The organism is Shewanella sp. P1-14-1, assembly GCF_001401775.1.
Classification (GTDB): Bacteria; Pseudomonadota; Gammaproteobacteria; order Enterobacterales; family Shewanellaceae; genus Shewanella; species Shewanella japonica.
Window position 1 is genome coordinate 25,837 of record NZ_LKTL01000033.1, and the last position, 18,706, is coordinate 44,542.

The 18,706-nt window shown below is 40.2% G+C and carries 14 protein-coding genes; 6 read left to right on the top strand and 8 right to left on the bottom strand.

Going from position 1 to position 18,706, the window contains the following annotated elements:
* The first annotated feature begins 174 nt into the window (after nucleotides 1–174).
* The gene (locus tag AN944_RS19045; protein ID WP_055026234.1) at nucleotides 175–2,784 is read left to right on the top strand and encodes a penicillin-binding protein 1A; all 2,610 of its coding nucleotides are present in this window, start codon (nucleotides 175–177) and stop codon (nucleotides 2,782–2,784) included.
* A gap of 109 nt (nucleotides 2,785–2,893) precedes the next feature.
* Here the strand turns inward: AN944_RS19045 and argH are convergent, their stop codons facing one another.
* The 5 genes from argH to argC form a co-directional block, all read right to left on the bottom strand.
* Nucleotides 2,894–4,261 carry an argininosuccinate lyase gene (gene argH, locus AN944_RS19050; RefSeq protein WP_055026235.1) on the bottom strand — a complete coding sequence of 456 codons (1,368 nt, stop codon included), beginning with the start codon at nucleotides 4,259–4,261 and terminating at the stop codon, nucleotides 2,894–2,896.
* Between the two features lie 81 nt (nucleotides 4,262–4,342).
* Nucleotides 4,343–5,563, bottom strand: coding sequence for an argininosuccinate synthase (locus AN944_RS19055; protein ID WP_055026236.1), 1,221 nt, complete (start codon nucleotides 5,561–5,563; stop codon nucleotides 4,343–4,345).
* Nucleotides 5,564–5,638: 75 nt separating this feature from the next.
* The gene (locus tag AN944_RS19060; protein WP_055026237.1) at nucleotides 5,639–6,544 is read right to left on the bottom strand and encodes an ornithine carbamoyltransferase; all 906 of its coding nucleotides are present in this window, start codon (nucleotides 6,542–6,544) and stop codon (nucleotides 5,639–5,641) included.
* Nucleotides 6,545–6,557: 13 nt separating this feature from the next.
* Nucleotides 6,558–7,340: an acetylglutamate kinase gene (gene argB, locus AN944_RS19065; protein ID WP_055026238.1), complete on the bottom strand. Its 783-nt coding sequence runs from the start codon at nucleotides 7,338–7,340 to the stop codon at nucleotides 6,558–6,560.
* A 12-nt stretch (nucleotides 7,341–7,352) separates the two neighbouring features.
* Complete coding sequence (gene argC / locus AN944_RS19070; RefSeq protein ID WP_055026239.1) at nucleotides 7,353–8,333, bottom strand: N-acetyl-gamma-glutamyl-phosphate reductase; 981 nt, start codon at nucleotides 8,331–8,333, stop codon at nucleotides 7,353–7,355.
* 257 nt (nucleotides 8,334–8,590) lie between these two features.
* Here argC and argE point away from each other — a divergent pair, with 257 nt between their 5' ends.
* The 3 genes from argE to AN944_RS19085 all read left to right on the top strand — a co-directional run bounded on the left by argE (nucleotide 8,591) and on the right by AN944_RS19085 (nucleotide 13,078).
* On the top strand, nucleotides 8,591–9,742 hold the full coding sequence (argE, locus tag AN944_RS19075) for an acetylornithine deacetylase (RefSeq protein WP_055026240.1): 1,152 nt from the start codon (nucleotides 8,591–8,593) through the stop codon (nucleotides 9,740–9,742).
* A gap of 151 nt (nucleotides 9,743–9,893) precedes the next feature.
* Entirely contained in the window at nucleotides 9,894–12,542 is a 2,649-nt protein-coding gene (gene ppc, locus AN944_RS19080; protein ID WP_055026241.1) for a phosphoenolpyruvate carboxylase, read from the top strand.
* Entirely contained in the window at nucleotides 12,542–13,078 is a 537-nt protein-coding gene (locus AN944_RS19085) for a DUF1439 domain-containing protein (protein ID WP_055026242.1), read from the top strand. The genes ppc and AN944_RS19085 overlap by 1 nt, the downstream gene beginning before the upstream one ends.
* Before the next feature lie 48 nt (nucleotides 13,079–13,126).
* Here AN944_RS19085 and AN944_RS19090 read toward each other — a convergent pair whose 3' ends face one another.
* Together AN944_RS19090 and AN944_RS19095 are read right to left on the bottom strand one after the other, a co-directional pair.
* Complete coding sequence (locus AN944_RS19090; RefSeq protein WP_055026243.1) at nucleotides 13,127–13,582, bottom strand: LPP20 family lipoprotein; 456 nt, start codon at nucleotides 13,580–13,582, stop codon at nucleotides 13,127–13,129.
* A gap of 60 nt (nucleotides 13,583–13,642) precedes the next feature.
* A complete protein-coding gene (locus AN944_RS19095; RefSeq protein ID WP_055026244.1) occupies nucleotides 13,643–14,410 on the bottom strand; it encodes a hypothetical protein in 768 nt (255 codons plus the stop codon).
* Nucleotides 14,411–14,841: 431 nt separating this feature from the next.
* On the opposite strand from AN944_RS19095, the gene AN944_RS19100 reads away from it, so the two are divergent.
* Together AN944_RS19100 and AN944_RS19105 are read left to right on the top strand one after the other, a co-directional pair.
* The gene (locus tag AN944_RS19100; RefSeq protein ID WP_082420064.1) at nucleotides 14,842–15,567 is read left to right on the top strand and encodes a flagellar basal body L-ring protein FlgH; all 726 of its coding nucleotides are present in this window, start codon (nucleotides 14,842–14,844) and stop codon (nucleotides 15,565–15,567) included.
* Between the two features lie 3 nt (nucleotides 15,568–15,570).
* Nucleotides 15,571–16,752, top strand: coding sequence for a flagella assembly protein FlgT middle domain-containing protein (locus AN944_RS19105; protein ID WP_055026245.1), 1,182 nt, complete (start codon nucleotides 15,571–15,573; stop codon nucleotides 16,750–16,752).
* A gap of 61 nt (nucleotides 16,753–16,813) precedes the next feature.
* Here AN944_RS19105 and AN944_RS19110 read toward each other — a convergent pair whose 3' ends face one another.
* Nucleotides 16,814–18,088, bottom strand: coding sequence for a CinA family nicotinamide mononucleotide deamidase-related protein (locus AN944_RS19110; protein WP_055026246.1), 1,275 nt, complete (start codon nucleotides 18,086–18,088; stop codon nucleotides 16,814–16,816).
* Between the last annotated feature and the right edge of the window lie 618 nt (nucleotides 18,089–18,706).

The following is an 18,706-nucleotide window of genomic DNA, read 5'->3' on the forward strand; positions in this document are numbered from 1 at the left end:
TTTATTTTTTTATATTTTAAAATAGATTAGCACAAAATCAACTCGTTATAAGTATTTGTATTAAATGTTTCTAAATTTTACAACTTGTTTTTTTCTGTTTTCATGTTTTTACTTCACCAAAAACCTTCCCCCTTATATACTAGCGAGCATATTTTTGATTTTTGGAATATTTCGGTGAAGTGGTTTAAACGAATACTTATTGCTACATTTAGCTTAACTTTATTAGGAATCGGCACTATTGTCGCAGCCTATTATTATGTTTTGCCAGATTTACCGGATGTAAATTCCTTAAAAACGGTAAAATTACAAACCCCATTGCGAATATACAGCGATGACGGTTTATTGATTTCTCAATTTGGTGAAAAAAGACGAGTACCCATTGAATACCAAGATGTACCCGAACAATTAATTAATGCAGTTTTAGATACAGAGGATGCTCGTTTCTTTGAACATAAAGGCATTGATCCTATCGGTATTGTGCGTGCTGCTATTATTTTGGTTACCACTGGTAAAAAAAGCCAAGGTGCAAGTACCATCACTCAACAAGTCGCTCGCGGCTTTTTCCTTTCACGTGAAAAAACCTATATTCGTAAAACAAAAGAAATCTTTTTAGCACTCAAAATCGAAAAAGCGCTTTCAAAAGAAGAAATTTTAACTCTTTATCTAAACCGTTCTTTCTTGGGGAATCGTGCCTATGGCGTAGGTGCTGCTGCACAAGTTTATTATGGTAAAGATTTAGAACAACTGAGCCTGCCTGAAATGGCAATGATTGCTGGTTTGCCGCAAGCTCCATCCGCCGCAAATCCGATAAGAAACCCAGAACGTGCCAAAACCCGCCGTAACTGGGTATTAAGCCGGATGCTAGAAAAACGCAATATCACAGAAGCACAATACCAAGAAGCCATTAACGCCCCGATTACTGCAAGATATCATGGAGCAGAAATTGATCTATATGCACCATATATTTCTGAAATGGCGCGTGAATACATGGTCAATAAATACGGCGAAGAAGAAGCCTATACTAATGGCTATAACGTCTACACCACGATTTCATCTGACTTACAGTTAAAGGCACAAAGCGCCTTACGCGATAATGTTTTTGCTTACGACCAACGTCATGGTTACCGCGGGCCAATTGCCGAATTATGGACAGATGCCCCCATGTCCACCAGCGATATTATCACTAACTTAAAAAGCACTTCTTCGGTACAAGGTATTATGCCAGCAGCTGTACTTGCCATTGAAGAGCAACAAGCTACGGTGATGAATGCTAGAGGGGAAGAAATCACCTTAGAATGGAACGGGCTAAAATGGGCTCGTAAATTTATCACCGATCGCCGTCAAGGCACACCGCCCAAGAAAGCTGAAGATATTTTAGCTGTTGGCCAGAAAGTGTGGATAAGAAACAACGGCGAATATTGGCAACTTTCTCAAATTCCGCAAGTATCAAGTGCCACAGTATCACTTGAGCCAAGTGATGGCGCAATTCGTACGCTCGTTGGTGGTTTTAGCTTTACCCAAAGCCAATACAACCGTGTGACCCAGGCAAAGCGCCAGCTGGGGTCAAATATCAAACCATTTATATATTCAGCAGCGCTTGAAAAAGACTATACATTGGCAACACTAATTAATAACGCGCCAATTAATAAGCCAGATACTCGACAAGGCACCGCTTGGAGACCTAAAAACTCTCCAGATATCTACGGAGGACCGACGCGTCTTCGTATGGGCTTAGCGCAATCTGTGAACGTCATGTCAGTTCGCGCGATGAGGCACATTGGGTTAGATAACACTATCGATAAACTTGTGGAGTTCGGGTTTGATCCAAATGATCTACCTCGAAATGAATCAGTGGCACTCGGCTCTCCTTCTGTAACACCTTTGCAAGTTGTTACTGCGTTTAATGTGTTCACCAACGGTGGTTACTTAGTGGAGCCTTACTTTATCAAGCAAGTCACCGACTCTTATGACAATGTAATTGAAGAAGCCAACCCTCTTTTAGCGTGTACGCCATCAGAAAATGATAATAATGGAACTGATGACAATCTAAGTGATACAGAATTAACGTCTAATTCAGACGCAAATGACCCATTTGCAGCAATGGCAGCTGAATTTGCTAGCTCACAACAAGCTGAAGTTAACCAAGCAAATGACACGACTGCTCAATCAAGTGCTATTAGTCAATGTGGCGATGAGAATAGTCGTTATGCACCAAGAATTATCACTGAGCAAACCGCTTTCCTTATCTCTGAGGCATTAAAAAGTGTTATTTGGGGTGGCGGTAATTGGAGTAAAGGCACTGGTTGGAACGGGACGGCATGGCGAGCTTCTCGCCTAATCAAGCGTCATGATATTGCTGGTAAAACAGGAACAACCAATGAATCTCGTGATACCTGGTTTAGTGGGTTCAATCCAACATTAACGTCAACATTCTGGGTCGGCTTTGATGATCACAGCCGCCGTTTAGGTCGTACAAGCTGGGTAGCTGATGGACCTGAAAATCAGATATCAGGGGCAGAAGCAGGCGCCAAGACAGCTGGGCCTGGTTGGAATGATTTTATGAATCAAGCGCTCAAAGGCACAGAAGAAAAGACCACCATTCCGCCTAAAGGCATTATCTCTGCGCGTATTGATTTAGCTACGGGTTTATTAACGCGTAAAACTGATCACACAACTTCTTTTGAGTACTTTGTCGAAGGAACTGAACCGACTGAATATGCGACAGAAGAAACCATTGATGACGATATATTTATTGAAAATCCAACAGATGATTTATTTCAATAAACCCTAAAATGCATCTATAAAATGTGAATGCTAAAAAGCCCTGAGTTAACTTAACTTAACTCAGGGCTTTTTGTTATTACAGTCAAGGCTCAAACAATAAAGTAAGTGGCTACTTACCTTGCTTTGCAGCTAATGCTTGTTTAACTTGCGCTAATGATGTGCCACCTAACGCTTCACGCTTTTCTAAACATGACTCAATAGTCAAACACTCATAAACATCATCACTGATAATTGGGCTAAATTGCTGTAACTCTGAGATAACCAAATCTTCTAATGGTGTTTGTTTAGCAATCGCGGCGACGACAACTTCACCGACGACATGATGGGCTTCTCTAAATGGCATACCTTTAGCCACTAGATAATCAGCTAGCTCTGTAGAATTAGCATAACCTTGCTGGGCAGCTGCGAGTGTTCTTTCACGGTTAACTTGTAAACCGCTAAGAACTAATGCGGCCATTTCAAGACAAATTGACCAGCTATCCATCACATCAAATAAGCCTTCTTTGTCTTCCTGCATATCTTTGTTGTACGCCAAAGGTAGTGCTTTCATTGTGGTTAAAATGCCCATCAAGCTGCCATAAACGCGGCCAGTTTTACCACGGATCAGTTCCAATGCATCTGGGTTCTTCTTTTGTGGCATTAATGATGAACCCGAAGTCACTTCATCATCTAAGTCAATAAACCCAGCTTCACCACTATTGAAGAAAATCAAATCTTCCGCCATACGGCTTAAATGCATCATACTAATCGATGCATCACTACAAAGTTCAATCACATGATCACGATCAGATACAGTATCTAGACTGTTTAACGTTGGAGCTGAAAAACCTAAAGACTCTGCAATTGCATGCCTATCCATTGGATAAGCGGTTCCCGCTAATGCACCACAACCCAACGGACAAGTATCTGCACGTTTCAATGCATCTTCAAGGCGACTAATATCACGCTCAAACATTTCAACATAAGCCAAACACCAATGACCAAACAACACGGGTTGTGCTCTTTGTAAATGAGTATAACCAGGCATCACAGCATCAATTTCACGCTCAGCCAAATCAATGAGGGCGTTCTTTAACTTGCGCAGTAATGTAAGTGATTGCTCACCCTCTTTTTTACACCATAACTTGAGATCTGTTGCGACTTGATCGTTACGTGAACGACCAGTGTGTAACTTCTTACCTAAATCACCGACTTTGGCAATTAATGACTGCTCAACAAAGCTATGAATATCTTCTGCTCCTGACGCAATGATAGCCTCAGGTTTATCGGCGACTTCAGCCAACAATTCATTTAACGCGCCATGCAGCTGTTCACATTCTTGTTGCGTTAAAATACCGACAGAAGTAATAGCGCTAGCCCATGCAATTGAGCCCACAATGTCTTCTTCAATTAAGCGATAATCTACTGGTAATGAATCATTAAATAATTTGAATAATGCACTGCTTTCTTGACTGAATCTTCCGCCCCATAACGCCATGTCGATACCCTCTTTCAATTCTTATCTGTTTACAAAAACGGGGCTTGCTGCCCCGTTTATTTTTCATATTAATTAACAGGTCTACTTACTATTAAGTGCTCTGATGCGACTTGATAAAGAATAAAGACGGATAAAGCCTTCTGCATCTTTTTGATCATAAACATCATCATCACCAAATGTGGCAAATTCTTCAGAATATAGGCTGTTTGGAGAACGCTTTTTCACGACACTCGCTTGACCTTTGTATAACTTAACGACCACTTCACCATTCACTAATTCCGCTAAAGATTCAGATGCAGCTAAAAGTGAATTACATAAAGGGGTAAACCAACGGCCGTCATACACAAGGTGAGCCATTTGAGCGCCAACTTGCTCTCTCCATTCACGACTAGTTTTATCTAATACCAACTCTTCTATCGCACGAAGACCAGCAAACATCACTGTTCCACCTGGCGTTTCATAACAACCACGAGATTTCATGCCCACTAAACGGTTTTCGGTTATATCAATACGACCCACACCGTGTGCCGCCGCAACCTCGTTTAATTGCATTAATGCTGCGTATGGCGATAACGCAACACCGTCAACGTGAGTCACACGACCATTCTCAATATTTAGTGCAACGTATTCTGGCGTATTAGGCGCATCTTCTGGCGCAACAGTCATAGTCCATACTTCTTTACTTGGCTCGTTCCAAGGATCTTCTAACTCACCACCTTCATGTGAAATGTGCCAAGCATTAGCATCACGGCTATAAATTTTAGTTGCAGAAGCTGTTGTCTCAATATTTCTTTCAGCTAAGTAATCAAGCAAATCTTCACGACTTACCATTGACCATTCACGCCACGGCGCTATCACTTTTAAGTCTGGTGCCAGCGCAGCAAAACAACCTTCAAAACGAACTTGGTCATTGCCTTTACCAGTACAGCCATGACATACCGCGTCAGCGCCCACTTTACGTGCAACTTCAACTTGTGCCTTAGCAATAATAGGACGTGCCATTGACGTGCCTAATAGGTAAGTTCCTTCATAAATCGCCCCTGTTGCAATAGTAGGGTAGATATAGTCGGCCACCAGCTCTTCTTTTAAATCAACGATGTAACATTCAGAAGCGCCTGACGCGATGGCTTTTTCATGTAGGCCTTCAAGCTCTGCATCGCCTTGACCAACGTCGGCACAAAAGGCAACAATTTCACAATTATCATAGGTTTCTTTTAACCAAGGGATAATGGCCGATGTGTCCAATCCACCTGAATACGCTAATACGACTTTTTTAATACTTGGTTGCTGTTCAATAGACATCTTTAATATTTCCTAACATAAACTGGGTAAAGCCGATTCACTTACTGTATTAAAGCCAATCGACGAAGTATTTTTTTAACCTAATAGCGTTACCAGTACTGCATTTTGTGCATGCATTCTGTTTTCTGCTTGTTGCAAAATAAGTGAACCTTCACCGTCAACGATTTCTGCGGTCGCTTCCACTTCTCTATATGCAGGTAAACAATGCATGAAGTAATTAGCACCAACTTGGGTCATTAATGCTGTATTGACTTGGTAAGGTTTAAATTTGGCTTCAATCTCTTCCATTGAAGTGTTATCTCCCATAGAGATCCAAGTGTCGGTGTAAACCGCATCTTGCGGGCCCATTTCATTAATATCTGAGGTTAAAATAAGCTTACCGCCATGCTTTGCGGCTAACGCTTGTGCTTCACACACCACTTGTCCATCAGGGAAATGACCCGGCGGGCAAACCACAGTCATAGTGGCACCTAAAATTGCAGCGCCATACATCAATGAATGAGTCACATTATTACCATCACCTAAGTAAGCTAATTTCACGTTACTGATATCATCAAACTTTTCAGATAATGTCAGAAAATCAGCTAAGCCTTGGCATGGGTGGTATAAGTTACATAATGCATTAATCACTGGCACTGAAGCATGCTTAGCTAACCCTGCGATAGTCGTATGAGAAAATGTTCTGGCAACAATCGCATCAGCCCAACAAGAAATATTAGTAGCAAAATCAGAAACCGGCTCACGTTTACCTAAGGCCCCATTTTGCTGATCTAAATAAACTGAATGGCCACCTAATTTATTAATGCCGATATCAAAACTCACTCTGGTACGTAAAGAAGGTTTCTCAAACAACATCACCACGCTTTTACCTGCCAAGGCTTGGTTATAATCAGCTGGATTTGCTTTAATCTTCTTAGCAAGCGCTAATAAATCAAGTAACTCTGTTTGCGATAAATCTTTTATAGATAATAAATGTTCCATTAGTGTGTTACTCCTATGGCTGAATTTGGGTGCCAACGGATTGTCCGTTTGATAAGGCAATTAATTGTTGAGGCTGTTTCCAAGATGCAACTTGCACCGGCTTCCCCATCCACTGAGCAACTTCTAATGCCGCTTCGACTTTGACTTTCATTCCTTTTTCTATCACGCCTTGCTGAACTAAATCTGAAATTTGTTGTTGATTTAATTGATCAATTAACTCGCCATTACCATCTAATACACCCGGTACATCAGATAGAAGCACTAACTGACCTGCCACTAACTTTGCTAAGGCCGTTGCTGCTTGATCTGCATTAACGTTAAGCATGTCACCTTGTGCTGACACAGCAATTGAACTACAAATTGGCAGCCAGCCTTGTGATAATAAATAAGTTAAGTAACTCGCATCTTTCGGTGTCACCTCACCCACTAGGCCTAAATTTTCATTTTTAACTACTGCATCAACGGTATTACCATCGGCTAAACTCATACCAACGGCCACAATACCCGCCTTAATTGCAGCGGCCTGTAATAACTTGTTTGACGTTCCCGCCAATGCACCTACGACAATCGGAATTTGGTCACTGGGAGTCACTCTTAAACCATCCAGTTTAATGGTTTCTTTACCATTGGCAGTTAATTGCTCATCGACTAAACATCCACCGCCGTGAACAAAAATAACTTTCTGGCCGTCAGACATCATGTTTGCAACAACGCCCATGAGTTCAGCCATTCCTGATTCTGATTGTAATAATGCACCGCCAACTTTTAGTACAATAACTGGGTTACTCTGTGACATGATGATTCCCCGTTATAGGCCAAAGTGAATTTTAATGCACTGCAGGCCTTGGCTTGCAGCACCTTTCATTAAGTTATCAATCGCACTCGCAACCACCAAGTAATTGCTTTGAGAATCATACTTCCAACCGACAATGCAGTTAGGTGTATTCACAACATCGTCCACCTTAGGGAATTGGTTTTGTAAAACGCTAACTAACGGACTGTCATTGTAAACTTGATAAGCTTTAGCAATATCAGCTTCTGTAGTGCCTTTCGCTAACTGAACCGTAATCGTGGCTAAAATGCCCCGTTTAAAGTTACCTAGGTGTGGAGTAAAGATAACTTCTTGCCCTAAATGAGTGGCAATTTCAGGCTGGTGACGATGACCTAATACGCCATACGGCGTTAAGCTGACTTCACAAAAGCTAGTATGAAGCTGGGCTTTTCTGCCCGCTCCAGTAACGCCACTAACAGCATTAATGACAGGGTAAGCATCAGTTAGGTATGGCGTTAAAGGTTTCAGTGCAGTTAATGACGCTGTTGGATAACAGCCCGGAACAGCAATCATTTTACTGCCAGCGATTTGTTGATGATTCCACTCTGCTAAGCCATAAACGGCTTCAGCAAGAACATCTTGCTGGGTATGCTCAAACCCATACCATTTAGGGTACTGCTCGATATCAGCAAAACGGTAAGCACCACTTAAATCAAAAACTGCTAAACCTTGCTTATAAAAATAAGCAGCTAATTCTAAACTTACTGCATGATCAGTCGCGAGCACGACGCCATCAGCTTCCTCTACAATTGATTGCTTAGCTTCTGCCGTTAGCGGGGATAACGATAACTTAATTTGCTGGTATGCAGGATATAGCTCAGCAAGCGCCTTTCCTTTATCAAGACTGTTTTCTGATACATAAAGGCCTTGAATAGAAAGCGATGTATCATTATCAATTAAAGCGGTGATTTGTGCACCGGTATAGCCACTAGCGCCAATTATTGCGATGTTTTTCATTATATTGTCGTCTTTAGGTCAGTAAACTAGAGAAATAATTCGGTATATGAGCAGGGTGCTCGAGATTAAAACTATCGTCGAAGATAGTTTACCTTGGGATCTGTTACAGTGAATTGAATCGCAATTAAATACATATTTATAATCTTTAATCTAATCAAGTTATGGTGAATGCCTTAGCTGTTTGCTAGACTAACACAATAAATTAATTATGCAATAATAATGAATACATATTTATTGCAAGCACTATAAAGGTTGCTATGAATTCATTACCAGATTTAAAAAATGCATTTAAACAGCTAATTGCACTCCCTTCGATCAGTGCATTAGAAGCTGAGCAAGATATGAGTAATCATGCAGTTATTGAGTTACTTCAATCTTGGTTTTCAGATATGGGTTTTAACTGCACTGTTCATACCGTGGCTGACAGCCGAGGCAAACAGAACTTAATCGCAACTATTGGCTCAGGCAGTGGCGGCCTGTTATTGGCTGGACACACTGACACCGTTCCTTTTGATGAAGGACGTTGGAGTCAGAGCCCTTTTGAGTTAACAGAAAAAGATAACCGTTGGTATGGGTTAGGTACCTGCGATATGAAGGGCTTCTTTGCTTTAGTTATGGAAGCGCTGAAATCGTTACCGCTTGATGAAATAAAACGTCCATTACATATTTTTGCTAGCGCTGATGAAGAAACCACAATGAATGGTGCTAAAGCGTTTGCAGATTCAAAAAGTATCGCCCCTGACTATGCAATCATCGGTGAACCCACCAGCTTAAAACCGGTATATATGCATAAAGGCCATTTAGCACAAGGTATCAGAGTGATTGGTAGAAGTGGTCATTCTTCTGACCCCGCTCGTGGCTTAAACGCGATTGAAATTATGCATCAAGTCATCGGTCAACTGATGAAACTCAAGCAGCATTTAAGTGAAAACTACCGTGAAGATGCATTTAGTGTTCCATACCCCACAATGAACTTTGGCCATGTTCATGGCGGCGATGCAGCAAACCGTATTTGTGGCTGTTGTGATTTACATCTTGATATTCGCCCGTTACCTGGCATTGAGCTTGCTGATTTAGAGTTGATGGTGATTAATTATCTTGCAGACATCAACAAACAATACCCAGGCAGTATTGAGATATCCACGCTTTACCCAGGATCAGAGTCATTTGCAGGTAAACTTGATGATTATTGGACAAAAATGGTTGCAGATATCGCTAATACCGAGCCTGAGGTTGTTAATTACGCAACTGAAGCCCCTTATATAAAACAATTGGGCTGCCAAACCTTAGTAATGGGCCCTGGTAGTATCAATCAAGCTCATCAGCCAGATGAATACATAGGATTAGAATATTTAACCCCCACTGTTGAGTTAATGAAAAAGCTTATTTATCAGGCTTGTATTAAATAGTTGTAATAAGTTTCACTATCAGTAGCCAATAATCATGGTGCATGATTAATTATTAAAATAACCCATTGACCAACCCCCTCACAGCTAGCTATTGTGCTAGCTGTAGCCCATTAATGGTAGCGACTAATTAAGTTAAACTTATGGAGTAATTATGGCAGAGCAAACCGCCGACATGTACGCTTCTTTACGTTCTAATGTGAGTAGCTTAGGGCAAATTTTAGGTGATACGATGCGCGATCACCTTGGTGATGCATTTCTTGAAAAAGTAGAGCAAATTCGTATTCTGGCCAAAGAGTCTCGCCAAGGCGATGCCGAATCAAGACAACAAATGCTAGCTCTGCTCAATTCATTACCTGACAATGAACTGGTGCCATTTGCTAAAGCGTTTAATCAATTTTTAAACTTGGCCAATATTGCAGAGCAATTTCATACCATAAGTCGCAACTGTGATGAACTTGTCTGTGTACCAGATCCTGTCGAGCAGTTACTGGGACGAATGCTAAACAGTAATGCCAATGAACAAGAAGTCATCGACTGCTTAAAAACCCTCGATATTGATTTAGTCCTTACTGCTCATCCAACAGAAATATCTCGTCGTACTCTCATTCAAAAATACTCTGCTGTTGTCGACTGTTTAACAGAGCAAGAAAACCAGCAACTCACTGATCGAGAAAAAGGCCAAACACACCTTAGATTACGTCAACTTATTGCACAGATTTGGCACACCAACGAGATCAGAAATGAACGCCCAACTCCCGTAGATGAAGCACGTTGGGGACTAAGCACCATTGAAGCCTCATTATGGCAAGCCGTTCCAGACTTTTTAAGACAACTCAATGACCATGTTGAGTCAAAAACGGGTCAACAAATTCCCGCTGATATTTGTCCTGTTAGATTTTCTAGTTGGATGGGCGGGGATCGAGACGGTAACCCATTTGTGACTTCAAAAGTCACCGAGGAAGTATTACTCCGTAATCGCCATGCAGCAGCCAGATTATATTTAAAAGATATCGTTTCTTTGGTGAATGAATTATCCATGGAAGAAGCTAATGCTGAACTTAAAGCGCAGCTGCCAGACAGTAAAGAACCCTATAGAGACATACTAAGACAACTTCGTCATAAACTACGCAATACAATTGATTACCTAAATGCCCGCCTAGAAGGTCAGCAAATTGACCTGAACTATGACGATGTTGTATGGCAATTAGATGATTTAAAACAACCTCTTGAATTATTATACCGAAGCTTATCAGAATCTGGCATGCGCTTAATTGCTAATGGACTGCTGCTCGATATCTTACGTCGTTTAGCATGCTTTGGCATTCATATGCTACGTCTCGACATTCGCCAAGATGCTGAACGACATAGCGATGTGATTGCCGAATTAACTCGTTACCTCGGTATGGGCGATTATGATCATTGGGATGAAAGCGAAAAACAAGCTTTCCTATTAAGAGAGCTTACCAGTCGTCGGCCGCTTATCCCTGCTGATTGGCAACCGTCAGCCGACGTGGAAGAAGTCATCAATACCTGTAAATTAGTCGCCTCTCAACCTGCTACTGCACTAGGTTCTTACGTTATCTCAATGGCCAGTAAGCCATCGGATGTACTTGCAGTGTTACTATTACTCAAAGAAACTGGCTGCCAACACCCAATGCGTGTTGTGCCACTATTTGAGACTTTGAGTGATTTAAATACCGCTGCTGACTGTATGACACAACTGCTCAATATCGACTGGTACCGTGGATATACAAAAGGTATGCAGGAAGTCATGATTGGCTATTCAGATTCTGCTAAAGATGCTGGCGTAATGGCTGCCGCATGGGCGCAATATCACGCCCAAGAGCAACTCGTTGCCGTTTGTAAGAATGCAGACGTCAAATTAATGCTTTTCCACGGTCGTGGTGGCTCAATTGGCCGTGGCGGCGGGCCAGCTCATAAGGCTATTTTATCGCAGCCACCAGGCTCAGTAGATGGTCGGATTCGAGTCACTGAACAAGGTGAGATGATTCGATTTAAGTTTGGCCTTCCAAAAGTAGCGGTTCAGAGTTTAGCTCTATATACCTCTGCAGTTATGGAAGCGACTTTATTGCCACCTCCAGAGCCTAAACAAGCTTGGCGAGATTGCATGCAACGTATCGCTGATGATTCAGTAAAAGCGTATCGTGGTATCGTGCGTGAAGAACCAGACTTCGTCGCGTACTTTAGAGCAGCAACTCCAGAGGTGGAGTTAGGCAAACTTCCACTGGGCAGCCGTCCAGCTAAAAGACGTGTCGATGGTGGCATCGAAAGTCTCCGTGCCATTCCGTGGATTTTTGCATGGTCACAAAACCGTTTAATGCTACCAGCTTGGCTTGGCTCAGGAGAGGCACTTAAAGCTGCCAATGAACGTGGGGAGTCAGCACTGCTGAAGGAAATGGAACAAGAATGGCCATTCTTTGAAACCCGTATCTCTATGCTTGAAATGGTATACATGAAAGCCGAACCTAATCTTGCTCGATACTATGAAAGCACCTTAGTGCCAGAAAACTTGCATCATTTAGGTAAAAAGCTGCGTGAAAGTCTACAATTAGGCACAGAAGCGGTATTGTCGCTTACTGAATCAGAAGAGCTAATGTCCCACACTCCGTGGAACAGAGAGTCAGTCAAGCTACGTAATCCGTATATTGACCCACTGAACTTTCTACAAGCGGAACTTCTGAGTCGTACACGTAATGAGGAGCAAGCATCGAAACAAGTTGAGCTTGCGCTAATGCTGACAATTGCGGGTGTTGCCGCAGGGATGAGAAACACAGGATAATGCCATTATTTAAAATATGTTTATCTTGCTTAATGCTGCTTCTGACTGGCTGTGCTAGTCAGTACAGCATCTCTGAATCTGAAGTTGAAGATTACCTCAATAATGAAATGCATTATGAGGTTTCACAAGGGAATCAAGTTTTTGGATTGCAGTTAAAGCTCAACGATATGGAAGTTGAGTTAGGTCGTAAGCCTAACACTATTTCCGTAACTGCAATTACCAAAATGGCGGTTAAAAACCCCTTTAAATCAATTGCTGCTGATATGGAAACCACATTTGAGGCTGAGCCTTGGTACGATGTAGAGACCAAAAGTATCTTTTTAAAGAAGCTTGACTTGGTCAGTGTGAAATCCGAACCCGCAGATATTGAGCAAATGCTAAAACCCATTACGCCACAATTGATGATGTTTCTAAGAACCTTTTTAGAGTCCCAACCTGTTTATGTGCTGGACACCAAGGATAGTAATCAAGCATTGATGGCATCGATGACTAAAGCAATTGAAGTTGAAAGAGGCAAGATAGTCATAAAATTTTAAACAAAAAAGCGCCGCAAGGCGCTTTTTTATTAGCGTTACCGATTGCCATTAAAAGTTCTTAACGGGCTCTACAATCAAGGTGTTACTATGCACTGGGTTTTCAGACTGCATATATAAATCACGCACTAACTTAAAATCTAACTCTAATTCAGTAACGTAAAATCCATCCACAGGATAGGTCTTAATGACTTTCGCACCTTTTATTACTCCAGAGACTTTGATTTTAGTCGCAATACTATTAAGGCTTGCTCCTTGCACTGACGTGTTGGAATTCAACTGTAACCCATAGACTTGTTCAGCTAACTCTCGATAAGCCAAAATTTTTGAAGCTTCCATCGCCATTAAAATTTGTTCTGACTTTAACTCTGCTGGTTGTTGATCAATTGGGGCATAACCAACAGCGTTTAAAACTGGAAATTCTGTGGGCTGATAAGGTTCATAATTACTTTGCAAAACCTCACAGCCTGCTAATATCCAGCACAACAAAACAATTAATAATTTCATTCAATACTCATTGGGTAAGATTTAAAATGGATTTGATTTTTTAACAGCCTATAAATAACGCTAAAGGGAATGACCAACCTCACTTTCAGTCAATTCGTCATTATTATTAGAAAGTAAATCGCCAACATCAGTAATATTCATTTCAGGATTACTTTCAGTAAAATATTCCATTGCTAATTTTATTGCTGTCGAACCTACGCCAACATAATCTGAATATAATAAACTACCTGCCAAGGTTGAAGCTGGGCTTATTTTATCGCCCGTTGTTTCTTGGTATATATAAGATAAAATTGGTGTGTGATGTAGAATATTAATAGAATCTATTACATCTTTACTATCAAAACCATCCTCACCAAATGAATAGTAATACACATCATCCACAAGGCTTTCATTTTCTGATGATTGAGCACCAACAATATTATCAGTGGAAGTATTAATTGCTACTCCATCTTCAATATTAACCGAATTTGCACTGATAGCTTGTGTTAGAGCGCTTTCAACAATACTTGTTTGCAGTGATGATAATAAACCCTGTTGCATTTCGCTTACCATGTCATCAGACATACTCAACGAAAGTATCGTCTCATTATCTAAACCTGTACTAGCAAGCATCTGTTGCTGAAGGGTGTCTAGTGAAAACGTTTCAGAAGCCTTTGTTAGCGAAGTTGCTGCAGCAGAGGTATCACTAATTTGGTTCGCCTCATTTAAAATACGACTAAACTGATTCTGCTCACTATTACCATTGAGCTGAAAAATGCTCGTATCGACTTTATTGCCTAGCTTGTCGATAGCCTCATTAACAGTAAGAGCAGATTGACTTTCAGTCATATGTTATAATCCGAATGAGTTGAGAGTAAATAATATATTTATCTGTTGAGCTTATTATAGTCCCATGGCTTATTGTAAAGTACAAATAAAAATATCCTTGCAAATATAATTAAGCATTTTTTAAAACAAAGATAATGCCATTTAAAATTAACAGCATTTATTTTTCACCCTTTGATACGTAAATGGAATAAATATATCGCCCTATAAAAATTGACACCACCAATTAAAACAACAACAAGTTCCAAATAAAGTAATAATAAAAACAAGCTAAAAACTTTACCAATACAATATATAACAATTATTAAAAACAAATAATACGTAATTAGGTAAAATTTCGTAAAGAGAGTGAAGAAACTGTGCAGGCCATAGATCTATATAGGATATTAAAGATACAATTTAAATAACTACTAAATAAATTTAGATTTTTAAAAATGAAAGTTCTCCTGCTTATTGTTTTATTTTTATTCACTATTTCAGGCTGCACGACAACTGAAGTAGCTGAAATAAAAATCCCTAACAAAGAAAACACGACTGTAAATGTTGTTGAACCTTCTGATGAAGTGATGAAAGGCGATCCAAATTACCGCCCTGTTAGGAACAACAACATTCAACAAGCTCAGCAGATAACAGGTTCAATTTTTAATCCTGATAATGTCTACAATATTTATCAAAACAACAATCGTTACGAAATTGGCGACATGATTTTGATAAGGCTCAATGAAGAGCTAACGTCCAAAAAATCCATCAGCTACAAGCGTGATAGCTCTAATGAGTTTGATCTGTCACCCAATATCACTGCTGGTAATATCAATATCAATGAAGACAACCTCAGCGCGGATTATTCGCAAGATAAAAGCTTTGATAGTTCATCTGCAAGTAACCACAATAACTCACTCACTGGAACGATTACCGTTGCAGTAAGGGAGAAACTTGCCAATGGAAACTTAATCGTTGCCGGAGAAAAGTGGATAAAATTGAATAAAGGCGATGAATATGTGCGTTTTTCAGGTGAAATTAGGGTGACTGATATTGCGTCAGATCATTCAATTAACTCCAGTATGGTTGGAAACACTGTTATTGAAGTTAGCGGTAAAGGTGAGCAACAAGATAACCAAGATCCTTCTTTGATTAGCAAGCTACTTAACGTATTCGGATAGTCGATGAAACGGTTTTTATGGCTATGTTTACTGGCAGTATTCCCTTCTGTCAGTATGGCACAGTGGTACGTTGGACAAGCATCGTATCCCATAGGTAACGATGATTATAATGATGTGCGCAAATTCGTTGTTGAAAAAGCAATTGAGAATGCGTCATTACAAGCAAGTAGTTTCATCAGCATTGAAAATACCGTTAGGGATGGCATTTTAACGAGCAGTCAAAGCAACGTTCTGTCACAACACCACATTAGTGAAATTGTCATTCTTAATGAATCTATAGAAGGAGGTAAGCTCACCATCAATCTAAAAGTCAGTTTAGAGTCAAAATCTAACTGCATTGAAGATCGTTACCTCAAACAGCTCATTGTTGCTCAATTTCCATTACTCACACCTTCACAGGCCTCAGCTGGCGATATTTCAAATCTCCCCTTTCATATTGGTTCGAGGTTTAAAAATGAATTAACCCATCAACCAAACGTATTCGTCGAAGAAATGATCCCACAAATGGTATATAAGCCAATTACAACGATGGATACAATTAATTTAGAAACCATACAAGGTATCTCTGAAGCCTTAAATAGCCAATATCAAAGCCAATATTTAGTATTTGGTTATATTCGAGATATCAGTTTATACAACGAAAAAAAATCCAACTTACTTGTCGATACTGTTTACCCCAAGCGTAACTTCACGATAAAAGTATTTATGTATGACAGGATCAGTAACAGTATATTACTTGAAGAAGAATATCACGGTGAAGGTGGTTGGAGCTTTGACTCATACAGTCGCGTAGATTTGGCGAACAGCTTATTTTGGCGCAGTGAATATGGGAAAACAATCGTCAATACCTTGTTCAAAGTCTCACAAGAGATTAATCAAACTCTAAAATGCGAGGCGACTAAAGCCATTGTCATTAATCGAGATGATGCCTATATCACCATCAATATTGGAAAATTACATGGTGTTGCTAAAGGAGATATCTTTCAGCATATTAAGCTCAAAAATATCACCTTGGCCAACTCTGTTTTATCGACATTGATGCCACCAGATGAACCTATTCATCTGGAAGTGGTACAAGTTAGTAACAAAATTAGCTTACTAAAAGTACCTAAACATTTAGACAAAAACGGTATGAATCAACATCAAATAGATTTATATGACGTAGTGACAACAGTAGAGTTTTAGTAATTTAAATGCTAACAAAGTAAGCCAGTCTCAGTAAAACTAGCTCACTTGACTATTTTAATTACTTAGCAAATCTGGTTATCGAAGGATAATCAACGATTACAGCTTCACCTAGCAATGCTCTACGTAGCATATCATAGGCTATAGCGGCACTAAGACTTCGTACTAACTGTCTTGATCGGTTAGGGATTTTAACCATTTGACTATACACAACATGTTTAGTCGCTAATGCAATCGCTACGGTACCTACAGGCTTATCTTCAGTACCACCATCTGGACCTGCAATACCACTTGTTGAAAGTGCAAAATCACTATCTAATATTTCACGTGCGCCTCTGGCCATAGCTTCAACAGTAGCAATAGAAACCGCGCCATGATCATCGAGGATCTGTGGATTCACCCCTAATACTTTTACCTTAGATTCGTTACTATAAGTCACTAAACCATGATGTAGATACGACGAGCTACCAGGAAAATCGATTAGCTGACTTGTTAACATTCCCCCAGTGCACGACTCTGCCAAGCTTAAGCTAAAACCAGATTGGAAAAGTCGATGATGTATCTCAGCAGCAAGTGTTGGACGATCTTCAGCTACAATCGCAATCCCTAAAATTGACTTAATTGCTTTCGTCACTTCAGCCAATTGATTAATTGCCTTGTCACCGCGAGCAAATATCTTAATTTCTATATGTGGCATTGACGAACGGTAGCCTAGGGTAATCCCTGCTGGTAATGTTAATTCTGCTAAATTATCAGCTAAAGAAGACTCCCCATGACCAATGGTCAGTAACTTCTTCAATGCAGTATTTTCACTAATTCCGAACTCAGATTTAATGAAAGGAATAAACTGCTCTTTAATCATGTGCTTTAGTTCAAACGGCACACCAGGCGTAAAAAACAACCAAGCTTTATTAAGCTTTACACGAAAACCACACGCTGTACCTACTGGGTTATCAACCATAACAGCCGATTCAGGTAATAAAGCTTGTTTTAAATTACTCTTAGCCATCTGACGGTTATTTTTACTAAACCAGCTAATCAGTCGATCTCGCCACTCCTCGTTCTCAATCAACGACTCGCCCTTAGCTAGCGCCATCGCTTCAGCAGACATATCGTCACTTGTTGGGCCTAGCCCACCATTAACGATAATCACATCGGCATGGTGACTTCTTTCAATAAAGGCATCCCTAAGATCTTCTAAACGATCGCCCACAGTAATCCGATGATGTGTTTCAATACCTAACTCCATTAGCGTGTTGGCTACCCACGCTGCATTAGTATCAATAATCTGGCCAGATAACACCTCTTCACCAGTACATATCATTTCTAATTTCATTTGTGTCCCTAGAAGCATTTAGTAATGTGTTGTTAAACATTCCATTATCAATTGCCTATCAAGATAACTGACTAGCGATAAACATCAATCACTAAATGGTATTAGTCTTATCAAAGCAATCATCAATGAGCTAAATAACAAACCTCAAACTCAAAAAACCAATAAGGTTAATCCCGATTGTGTAAACAACTCTAACTCATCTATAAAATGAAGGTCTATTTATCGCTAATGCCTTCACCGATGAATTTTTATGGAAAACCAAACCAATTCTAATCAATTTATAAGCCTTATAAGACCAACCGCTTTATACCTGTAGGTCAGTTTCGACAATCTTTTGTTATTAAATAATCATGTGGATTTCCTGTTGCACGTGAGCATATCGTCCACATTGTCCGCAGTTGATGTGTCTAAATTTGTTTTAGCTTCGTCTCTGAACATGTTTATCTTAAATTACAGACACAAAAAAGCCCGAGACTTGAGTAACGGGCTATCTGCTCTCTTAAAAGAGAAATTAGGCGCTTGGCAATGACCTACTTTCACATGGGCATATCGTCCACACTGTCTTTCGCTGTACTAAATTTTGACTAACTATGTACGAAAAAAGCCCTGACTATTAAG

What these genes read in the sequence shown, in the direction of transcription:
- AN944_RS19090 (WP_055026243.1), bottom strand. Translation starts at nt 13,582, where the DNA reads ATGAAATTATTAATTGTTTTGTTGTGCTGGATATTAGCAGGCTGTGAG.
- AN944_RS19105 (WP_055026245.1), top strand. Translation starts at nt 15,571, where the DNA reads ATGAAACGGTTTTTATGGCTATGTTTACTGGCAGTATTCCCTTCTGTC.
- AN944_RS19085 (WP_055026242.1), top strand. Translation starts at nt 12,542, where the DNA reads ATGCCATTATTTAAAATATGTTTATCTTGCTTAATGCTGCTTCTGACT.
- AN944_RS19060 (WP_055026237.1), bottom strand. Translation starts at nt 6,544, where the DNA reads ATGGAACATTTATTATCTATAAAAGATTTATCGCAAACAGAGTTACTT.
- AN944_RS19095 (WP_055026244.1), bottom strand. Translation starts at nt 14,410, where the DNA reads ATGACTGAAAGTCAATCTGCTCTTACTGTTAATGAGGCTATCGACAAG.
- argB (WP_055026238.1), bottom strand. Translation starts at nt 7,340, where the DNA reads ATGTCACAGAGTAACCCAGTTATTGTACTAAAAGTTGGCGGTGCATTA.
- AN944_RS19100 (WP_082420064.1), top strand. Translation starts at nt 14,842, where the DNA reads ATGAAAGTTCTCCTGCTTATTGTTTTATTTTTATTCACTATTTCAGGC.
- ppc (WP_055026241.1), top strand. Translation starts at nt 9,894, where the DNA reads ATGGCAGAGCAAACCGCCGACATGTACGCTTCTTTACGTTCTAATGTG.
- argE (WP_055026240.1), top strand. Translation starts at nt 8,591, where the DNA reads ATGAATTCATTACCAGATTTAAAAAATGCATTTAAACAGCTAATTGCA.
- AN944_RS19110 (WP_055026246.1), bottom strand. Translation starts at nt 18,088, where the DNA reads ATGAAATTAGAAATGATATGTACTGGTGAAGAGGTGTTATCTGGCCAG.
- argH (WP_055026235.1), bottom strand. Translation starts at nt 4,261, where the DNA reads ATGGCGTTATGGGGCGGAAGATTCAGTCAAGAAAGCAGTGCATTATTC.
- AN944_RS19055 (WP_055026236.1), bottom strand. Translation starts at nt 5,563, where the DNA reads ATGTCTATTGAACAGCAACCAAGTATTAAAAAAGTCGTATTAGCGTAT.
- argC (WP_055026239.1), bottom strand. Translation starts at nt 8,333, where the DNA reads ATGAAAAACATCGCAATAATTGGCGCTAGTGGCTATACCGGTGCACAA.